We start from the raw sequence: 8,041 nt of genomic DNA, 5'->3' as shown, positions 1-8,041 counted from the left end.
CTAAGTACTCCAGAGAGATCTCCTCAAAGACCTGTCGAAAGAGACCATCGGTGAGCTTCATGATGTTGTCTTTGGTCATGCACGTCACTTTGGAGCGGTTGTTCTTGCGGGCATATTCAAAGGCGTAGCGGACAATTTTCTCACAGCCAGGGCGGCTGATGAGCTTCAAGCACTGCACCACATCGTCGGTTTGTTTATGCTCGATACCCGCGTAGAGATCCTCTTCGTTCTCACGGATAATCACCATGTCGAGCTTCGGGTGCTTGGTGGTTACAAAGGGCGCATAGGCGACGCAGGGCCGCACGTTGGCATAGAGCCCCAGAGACTTGCGCAGTGTCACGTTCACACTCTTGTAGCCGCCACCCTGCGGTGTGGTCAGAGGCGCTTTGAGCAGCACTTTCGTCTCACGAATCGCCGCCCAAGCCTCAGGTGTAATCCCCGAGCTATTGCCATTCTCGTAGGCGAGCTTTCCCAGCTCCACACAGCGCCACTCCAGCGGTGCCCCCGCCGCTTTCAGTACCTGCTGTACTGCGACCATGATCTCCGGCCCAATCCCATCGCCACACGCACACGCCACTACATGCTTATCCATAACAAACCTCCGTAGATATTAATATCACGAAATTAAATGCACGACAATGTTTTCGCAATATTTTTTTCACGATTCTTCAGATATAATGCTCAGCACTATGGCAAGTCAATCTGGTTGGACTTTTTTAACGAATCACTCGCATGTCTTGATCTGCCTGGCACAAGACAGCGAGATTCGCCTCAGAGATGTGGCGATTAGAGTCGGCATTACGGAGCGCGCAGTGCAGCGCATTGTTGCGGAGCTAGAAGATGGCGGCGTTCTAGTGCGTCACCGTGATGGGCGGCGCAATAGCTACACGATCAACGCCGAGATCCCCCTACGGCACCCTCTTGAGGCACATCGTACGGTCACCGAGGTGATCGCCCTAGGGAAGCCCTGATCCAGCACTCGTGTTATTGATGAGAGATGGGAACTCTTGAACGCAAGAGCCCGTTAGGGTATCCTGAGCCAACCAAATTCGTATTGGAGTTTTTCTATGATCTCTTCCCGACGGCGCTTCTGCGCTGCCCTCACTTTCGGATTTATCTTCGTGGGCTGTGCCCAACAAGAGCCTGCCAAAGACACGGCAGCGCCCCCTGCGCCGGGGACAGCAGCGACCGGGGGTGAGGCGATTGCGGCACTGAAGATCGGCCTGATCACGCCCGGCAAGATCAACGACAAGGGCTGGAGCCAGCTCGCCAACGACAGTGTGGCGAAGATCAAGGGAGAGATTCCTGGCACCGAGACGGTTCCAGCCATCGAAGACCCCGGTCAGGCCAACGTGGCAGGCGCAGCGCGGGACTTAGCCAAAAAGGGCTGTAACTTGATCTTCTTCCATGCCTCGGAGTACGACGATGCAGCGGCCAGTGTCGCCAAAGAGTTCCCCAAGACCTACTTTGTGGTGGTTGGGGGCCGCACAACCGACACCAACCTCACCCCGATTCAGTTCAAGGCGGGCGAGGCAACCTATCTGGCCGGGATGCTCGCAGGCGGGATGACTAAGACGGGGAAAGTGGCCTGTGTCGGCGGCAGCGAGATCCCCATTGTGAAAGAAGCCTTTGCCTCGTTTGCGAAGGGCGTCAAAGCTGCCAAGGCCGATGCGGAAGTCAAGATTGTCTTTACAGGGAGCGGTGATGATATCGCGAAGGCCAAGCAGCAGTCGCAAGCGCTGTTAGATAGCGGCGTGGATGTGCTCCACCACAATGCCAATGCCGCTGGACAGGGCGTCGCGCAGGCTGTGACGGACAAAGAAGGCGCGATGTTTATTGGGGCCAACGCACCGCAAGACGATCTGGCAACGACCAAGAACCTCGGCTCGTTCCTCGTAGACGCCCAAGCCGCCTACCTCCTCGCCGCCAAGGCAATTAAAGAGGGCAAGGCGACGGGCGCGTTTCAATACGGCCTGAAAGAGAAAGTGGTAGGGCTGCACTACAACGATAAGTTCGCTGGAAAAGTCCCCGATGAGCTAAAAGCCAAGATCGCCGCCGCCGAGGCCGATGTTATCGCTGGTAAGGTCACGCCGTAGGGTGCCCTCTTTACCCTCCTCCCCCCGCCCCTCCTCCCAATCCTGGGAGGAGGGGAGAGAGGGGAGAGTTTTATTGGAAGCCCGTGCGCTCACGCGCCGCTTTGGGAGCTTTACCGCGCTCGATAGCGTGGACTTTGACCTGCGTGCGGGGGAGATCCATGCCGTGCTCGGTGAGAACGGCGCGGGTAAGTCCACTCTCATGAACGTCCTCTCGGGTTTGCTCCGGCCCAGCGCGGGTGAGCTCTTGCTTGAGGGAAGTCCCACGCGCTTCGACTCCCCCGCAGATGCCAGTGCGCAAGGCATCGGGATGGTACACCAACACTTCTTACTGGTGCCTCCGCTCTCCGTCACCGAAAACTTACTGCTTTCTGCCAACAAAGCCAAGGGTGGCCCTCTCTCTTGGCCCATCACAGACGTGCTAGACGAGGCCAAGGTCCTTGCCGAGAAGCTGGGCTGGAGCCTGCCCTGGGACGCGCTCGCCGGAAGCCTTCCGGTAGGAACGCAGCAGCGCATCGAGATCCTAAAAGCCCTGCGCGGTGAAACTAAAATCCTGATCTTTGACGAGCCGACGGCAGTGCTCACCCCCACCGAGACCCCCGAGCTCTTTGCCACGCTCCGCCAGCTCGCAGCCGAGGGTAAGGGCATCGTCTTTATCTCCCACAAGCTTGACGAGGTGCTCGCCCTCTCGGAGCGCGTCACGGTTCTACGGCGTGGGAAAGTCGTCGCAAGGCTGAAAACCGCCGAGTGCGATGCCGGAGTGCTTGCGGAGGCGATGGTGGGACGCGATGTGATCGCGCCATCTCCCCGTCTCGTTCCTCGCCTCCCCTCTTCCCCTGATGCTCCTTCGTCGCGGGAAGAGGGGCAGCCAAACCCTCTTCCCAACGAGGCACGAGTGGCAGGGGAAGAGGGTCGCCGTCTCAGCGGCGGGGAGATGGCCCTCACCGTCCAGAACGTCACCTTGAGAAAGCTCAAAAATATCTCGTTTACAGTCGCGCCCGGCGAGATTCTAGGATTTGCAGGCGTGGACGGCAATGGTCAGACCGAGCTGGCGGACTGTCTCTCGGGAATGTCCAAGCCCCAAAGTGGCGAGATTCTCGTCGCTGGAGCTGCCCTACAACCAAGCCCCAAGGCCCTCCAAGACGCCCGAATCGGGGTGATCCCGGCGGACCGTCAGAAGCGCGGGTTGGCGCTCTCGATGACGATTACAGAGAACCTCACGCTAGGCGTGCAGGACAGCCCCGCGTTTCGAAGAGGCCCGTTTCTCTCCGCAAAGGCGCTCCGTGCACGCGCCGAGCAGCTGATCCAGCGCTTCGACATTCGCGCCGAGGGGCCGGACTCTGCGGCGAGTAGCCTCTCGGGGGGGAACCAGCAAAAAGTGGTGATCGCGCGGGCACTGGCAGGCGAGCCCAAGGTGGTCGTGGCCGTGAACCCGACGCGCGGCCTCGATGTCGGGGCGATTGGTTATGTGCACAAAGCCCTCCGTGAGGCGCAGGCCTCAGGCGCGGCGATTCTACTGATCTCCACGGAGCTGGACGAAGTGCTCACGCTCTCGGATCGCGTGGCGGTTCTCTTCGACGGCAGGCTCATGGGCATTGTCTCACCACAGACCCCACGCGAGGAGCTGGGCCGCCTGATGGGAGGCGCGGCGTGAAGCTCGTGGCCTGTGTTGTCGGGGGACTCTTACTGCTCGCTGCCGTGATCCTAGCGGCTAAAGCCTCACCGGTTGCGGTGGCTCTGGCGCTGTTTCGCGGGGCATTTGGCTCGAAAGATAGCGTTGCCAACACGCTGATTCAGACCACGCCGCTCTTGCTCACGGGCCTTGGAGTGGGGCTCGCGTTTAAGGGCAAGCTCTTCAATATCGGGGCCGAGGGACAGTTTCTTTTAGGCGCGGTCTTTGCGATCTGGGCCGGGACGCAGAGGCTCCCGGCTCCCCTGCTTCTGCCGCTGGCCTTACTTTCCGGCGCACTGGGCGGAGCGCTCTGGGCGGGGCTGGCGGCGGCGCTCAAGCTCTGGCGCGGGGTGCAGGAAGTGCTCTCGACGCTCTTGCTGAACTTTGTGGCGATCCAGCTCGTGGCCTGGATGGTGCGCGGGCCGCTGCAAGAGGCCGTGAAGCAGTACCCCCAGTCCGACAAGCTCGCCATCTCAAGTCGGCTGGCGTTTCTCTGGCCGGGGACGCAGCTTCACCAGGGCTTTCTGATCGCGCTGGTTCTTGCGGTTCTTATCTGGGCCTACCTCGCCAAGACCGCCTCCGGGTTTGCCTTGCGCGCCGTCGGTGCAGGTGCCGAGGCCGCTGAGGCTGCCGGAATCTCGGTGGCCAAGACCACCTGGGGGACGTTTCTGCTCTCAGGAGCACTCTCGGGGCTGGCGGGCGCGATTCAAATCTGCGGCGTGACCTACTTTCTGGCCGACCCGTACTCCAAGGGCTACGGCTACACCGCGATTGCCGTCGCCCTGCTCGCCAACCTCTCGCCGCTCTGGACAATTCTCACCGCGCTGTTCTTCGGAGCGCTCACGGCAGGTGCAACAGAAGTACAGAGCGCCGGGGTATCGTCGGTGGTGATTCAAGTGCTCCAGGCCGTCACGCTTCTCACCGTGCTTGCCTACGGCTGGCTGAGGGAGCGCGGCAAGTGATTCCCTTTCTCTTACAGACGCTCACGTTTGCAACGCCGGTCTTGCTAGCAGCGCTTGGTGCTGTGTTTGCGGAGCGGGCAGGTGTGGTCAATATCGGGCTGGAGGGCTTACTACTCGTCGGGGCACTGGTCGCAGTGCTGGTCTCGGCGGCGACAGGTCAGCCCTATCTGGGGGTCTTGGCCGCCGCACTGGCGGCGCTGGCGCTGGCAGGCGTTTTTGCCGTTTTTGCTATTGCTCTGAAGCGTGACCAAGTGATCGTCGGCACCACGATAAACTTTCTCGCGCTCGGTGCAACCGGGGTTTTCTACCGCTCTCTCAAGATCTCTGGCGAAGTCAAGACGCTCCCGGTACTCTTTGGCGATGGCTCCACGGCGATCAACGCAATCACGCTATTAGGCTTGCTGCTCATTCCCGTGGCACAGTGGCTGCTCTACCGAACGCGTCTCGGGATTATCGTGCGCTCGGCGGGAGAGAAACCCGAGGCCGTCGCGGCGGCGGGTGTCTTTGTGAACCGGATGCGCGTGCTCACCGTTTTAGCCACCGGAGCCCTCTGCGGCATCGGCGGCGCGGCGCTCTCGATAGGGATCGCCAACACCTTCACCGAAGAAATGACTGGCGGACGCGGCTTTATCGCGCTGGCCGTGATCGTCTTTGGGCGCTGGAACCCACTCGGAGTGCTCACCGCCGCCCTGCTCTTTGCCGCTGCCGATGTCTGGCAGACCCGGCTCCAAGCCCAGGGCACGCTCCACATCCCCTACCCCATCTTTCTCGCGCTCCCCTACGTCCTTACCCTCCTCGCCCTCGCGATTCGCGGCGCGAAAGTCAAGCCCCCCGCGCATCTTGGCGAGCCCTTCGAGCAGGGCTAGTTTCTACCCAGAAGCAACCAAACACGGCTCGTGCCAGAAGCCGGGGATATCTTCCAGCTCATAGAGAACAGTTCCCATGTGATAGAAACTGACGCGTCGGACAACCGCCTCCTGATTGGCATAGGGAAACTGTGCCTCCGTAACTGCGTGATGTGCTTGCCAGTCACGCTGAAACTGAATGAGCATTCCTAAGGAAGCAATACGCACTTTCTCGCCCTCAGAAAAACTCGCCTTATACGGCTCCGATGTTCGAGACAACACCACTTAGACCTCAGGGTTAAAAATTAGAGCAAGTGCTAAATCATAGGCGCTCCTTGCAGAAATTGTATCGCGCACTTATTTCGAAGGAGTCCGGGAACTTTCTTTTTGGATTTAACGTCTTTTTCTTCGGAAGATACTTGACAACAAGACACTCAAGTTATATACTCATCCTGGCAATAATTCTTCTCAGAGGAACTTAAAACACTATGGCAAAAACAGTAGGAATTGACCTGGGGACCACGAACTCAGTTGTGGCAGTGATGGAAGGTGGAGAGCCCACCGTGATCGTCAACTCGGAAGGTGCACGAACCACGCCCTCCGTCGTCGGCTTTAACAAGACCGGCGATCAGCTTGTCGGGGTTCCCGCCAAGCGGCAGTCGGTTGTCAACCCGGATCGGACGATTGTCTCGATCAAGCGGCACATGGGCACCAGCCACCGTACCACGATCGATGGTAAGGGCTACTCGCCCGAGGAGATCTCCGCGAAGATTCTCCAGAAGCTCAAGGCCGATGCGGAGGCGTATCTTGGTGAGCCCGTGACAGCAGCCGTGATCACGGTTCCCGCCTACTTCAACGATGCCCAGCGCCAGGCGACCAAGAACGCCGGCGAGATCGCGGGCATGAAGGTGCTGCGCATCATCAACGAGCCCACCGCCGCCGCACTGGCCTACGGCATGGACAAAGAGGCCAATGAGACTATTCTTGTCTACGACCTAGGTGGTGGGACGTTTGATGTCTCGATCCTAGAGGTCGGCGACGGCGTCTTTGAGGTGAAGTCTACCAGTGGTGACACGCACCTAGGTGGCGACGACTTCGACTCCCGTGTGATGGACTGGCTGGCTTCCGAGTTCCAGAAGGAGCAGGGCATTGATCTTAAGAAAGACAAGCAGGCCCTTCAGCGACTACGTGAGGCTGCAGAAAAAGCGAAGATCGAGCTCTCCAGTGTCGTGACCACCAATATCAACCTGCCGTTTATCACCGCCGATGCCGAGGGGCCCAAGCACCTGGACCTAGCGCTCACCCGTGCCAAGTTCGACGATCTGACAAAGGATCTGGTTGACCGCACGACCAAGAGTGTCCAGCAGGCGCTCACCGATGCCAAGCTCAAGATCGAAGAGATTGACGAAGTAATCATGGTGGGCGGCTCGACCCGAATTCCTGCCATCCAGGATCTGGTGCGCTCGCTGACCAACAAAGAGCCCAATAGATCGGTGAACCCCGATGAGGTCGTGGCCGTCGGTGCCGCGATCCAGGCCGGTGTACTGGGTGGCGAAGTGAAAGACGTTGTCCTGCTCGATGTCACCCCGCTCTCGCTGGGAATCGAGACCTTGGGCGGCGTGATGACCAAGCTGATTGAGCGCAACACGACAATCCCCACCCGCAAGTCGGAGATCTTCTCGACGGCAGCCGATGGCCAGACCGACGTTCATGTCAAGGTCTACCAGGGTGAGCGAGAGATCGCGGCACACAACAAGAACCTGGGCGACTTCCAGCTCTCGGGCCTGCCGCCTGCACCACGTGGCGTACCCAAGATCGAAGTCACCTTCGACATTGACGCCAACGGCATCTTAAACGTCTCCGCCAAGGACCAGGGCACGGGCCGCGAGCAGCGCATCACGGTGAGTGGCTCGTCGAACCTGAACAAGGACGAAGTGGATCGCATGGTCAAGGAAGCCGCCGCCAACGCCGAGGCCGACAAGAAAGCCAAGGAGTCTGCCGAGCGCCGTAACAAGGCCGACCAGCTTATCTACGCCACCGAGCGCACCCTCGTCGATCTGGGCGACAAGGCAACACCCAGTGAGAAAGAAGACCTGGAAGCCAAGATCGCCGCCGTGCGCCAGGCATCGGAAGAGGATGATGAGAACCGCTTCAACAGCGCCCTCAACGATCTCCAGACTGCCAGCTACGGCATGAGTGAGCGCCTCTACCAGCAGGCAGCAGCCACGGCAGAGCCCGGCGAGGAAGTCCACGTCGATCCCGACAAGACCCAGATGGGTGGCGACGACGTGATCGACGCGGAGTTCAAGGAGAGCGAGAAGTAGTTCTCCCGTTAGAGTCCCGCCGCTCCAACCGGCGGGACACGTGGAGAGAATCCGAGAGACACAAAAAACACAGTTTAGTTTGAGTTAAGGAGAAAAATAAAATGAGTATCGTTCGTTATGACAACCCAGCGCGCACGCTAGACAA

8 protein-coding genes are annotated in these 8,041 nt (G+C 59.6%); 6 read left to right on the top strand and 2 right to left on the bottom strand.

Features of this window, described 5'->3' with window-relative positions; genetic code table 11:
• The coding region (locus RMO15_RS23285; protein WP_309717996.1) for an isocitrate/isopropylmalate family dehydrogenase at positions 1-592 on the bottom strand (592 nt) is incomplete at its 3' end.
• Positions 593-689: 97 nt separating this feature from the next.
• On the opposite strand from RMO15_RS23285, the gene RMO15_RS23280 reads away from it, so the two are divergent.
• From RMO15_RS23280 to RMO15_RS23260, 5 genes are all read left to right on the top strand, one after another.
• Positions 690-971 carry an Lrp/AsnC family transcriptional regulator gene (locus RMO15_RS23280; protein ID WP_309717993.1) on the top strand — a complete coding sequence of 94 codons (282 nt, stop codon included), beginning with the start codon at positions 690-692 and terminating at the stop codon, positions 969-971.
• Between the two features lie 96 nt (positions 972-1,067).
• Positions 1,068-2,096 (top strand): BMP family protein, encoded by a 1,029-nt coding sequence (locus tag RMO15_RS23275; protein WP_309717990.1) that lies wholly within the window; start codon positions 1,068-1,070, stop codon positions 2,094-2,096.
• Positions 2,097-2,169: 73 nt separating this feature from the next.
• Positions 2,170-3,747, top strand: coding sequence for an ABC transporter ATP-binding protein (locus tag RMO15_RS23270; RefSeq protein ID WP_309717987.1), 1,578 nt, complete (start codon positions 2,170-2,172; stop codon positions 3,745-3,747).
• Complete coding sequence (locus tag RMO15_RS23265; protein WP_309717958.1) at positions 3,744-4,727, top strand: ABC transporter permease; 984 nt, start codon at positions 3,744-3,746, stop codon at positions 4,725-4,727. The genes RMO15_RS23270 and RMO15_RS23265 overlap by 4 nt, the downstream gene beginning before the upstream one ends.
• Entirely contained in the window at positions 4,724-5,593 is an 870-nt protein-coding gene (locus tag RMO15_RS23260) for an ABC transporter permease (protein WP_309717948.1), read from the top strand. The genes RMO15_RS23265 and RMO15_RS23260 overlap by 4 nt, the downstream gene beginning before the upstream one ends.
• Positions 5,594-5,596: 3 nt before the next feature.
• On the opposite strand, the gene RMO15_RS23255 is transcribed toward RMO15_RS23260, so the two are convergent.
• On the bottom strand, positions 5,597-5,851 hold the full coding sequence (locus RMO15_RS23255; RefSeq protein ID WP_309717945.1) for a hypothetical protein: 255 nt from the start codon (positions 5,849-5,851) through the stop codon (positions 5,597-5,599).
• 209 nt (positions 5,852-6,060) lie between these two features.
• On the opposite strand from RMO15_RS23255, the gene dnaK reads away from it, so the two are divergent.
• A complete protein-coding gene (dnaK, locus tag RMO15_RS23250) occupies positions 6,061-7,896 on the top strand; it encodes a molecular chaperone DnaK (RefSeq protein WP_309717942.1) in 1,836 nt (611 codons plus the stop codon).
• Positions 7,897-8,041: the final 145 nt, after the last annotated feature.

Origin of the sequence: Armatimonas sp. (assembly GCF_031410135.1) — a bacterium.
Classification (GTDB): Bacteria; Armatimonadota; Armatimonadia; order Armatimonadales; family Armatimonadaceae; genus Armatimonas.
Note: the sequence above shows the minus strand (reverse complement) of the source record. Positions and strands in the feature narration are given on the sequence as shown.

Coding starts and splice junctions, on each gene's coding strand:
- RMO15_RS23280 (WP_309717993.1), top strand. CDS start 690: ATGGCAAGTCAATCTGGTTGGACTTTTTTAACGAATCACTCGCATGTC.
- RMO15_RS23275 (WP_309717990.1), top strand. CDS start 1,068: ATGATCTCTTCCCGACGGCGCTTCTGCGCTGCCCTCACTTTCGGATTT.
- dnaK (WP_309717942.1), top strand. CDS start 6,061: ATGGCAAAAACAGTAGGAATTGACCTGGGGACCACGAACTCAGTTGTG.